The 507-nt window shown below is 63.1% G+C and carries 1 protein-coding gene; it reads left to right on the top strand.

Annotated features, from left to right (window positions below; all coding sequences use genetic code 11):
- Nucleotides 1-79: 79 nt before the first annotated feature.
- Nucleotides 80-507: relaxase domain-containing protein (locus tag A5780_RS38725; protein WP_156769408.1), on the top strand; the 428-nt coding region annotated here is incomplete at its 3' end.

The raw sequence follows: 507 nt of genomic DNA, 5'->3' as shown, positions 1-507 counted from the left end.
TCACACAAAAATTTCACACCTCATGCTCCCAGGTAACGAACCGATAACGACAATATCGGGAGCGGCGTAGCCTGGATTCATGATGTCGCTGGCGAAGATTGCGTCCGGCGACGGCTATGAGTATTACCTGCGGAATATCGCCACGAATGACGCCAATGACCGTGGCGCGCAACAGCTTGCCGCCTATTACAGCGAGCGCGGGGAGTCCCCTGGTCGCTGGGTGGGGTCGGGGCTGGGTGCCCTGGATATCGTCGAGGGCGACATCGTCACCGAATCCCAGATGCGGGCTTTGTTCGGTCGCGGGATGCATCCGAACGCGGACGCGATCGTCGCGCAGCTGGCAGCCGAGCAGATGGCCGATGGTGTCTCGCCGCGGGTGGCCCGCCTCTACGGCGCGAAGATGGCCCAGCTCGGCCGCCCCCACAACCGGTATGTGGTCGACGAGGCCGGCTACCGATTCGAATGCGCCCGCGCCTACGCCGAATACAACCGTGCCCAAGGCCTCAT

Source organism: Nocardia sp. 852002-20019_SCH5090214 (assembly GCF_001665865.1).
Lineage (GTDB): Bacteria > Actinomycetota > Actinomycetes > Mycobacteriales > Mycobacteriaceae > Nocardia > Nocardia nova.
Note: the sequence above shows the minus strand (reverse complement) of the source record. Positions and strands in the feature narration are given on the sequence as shown.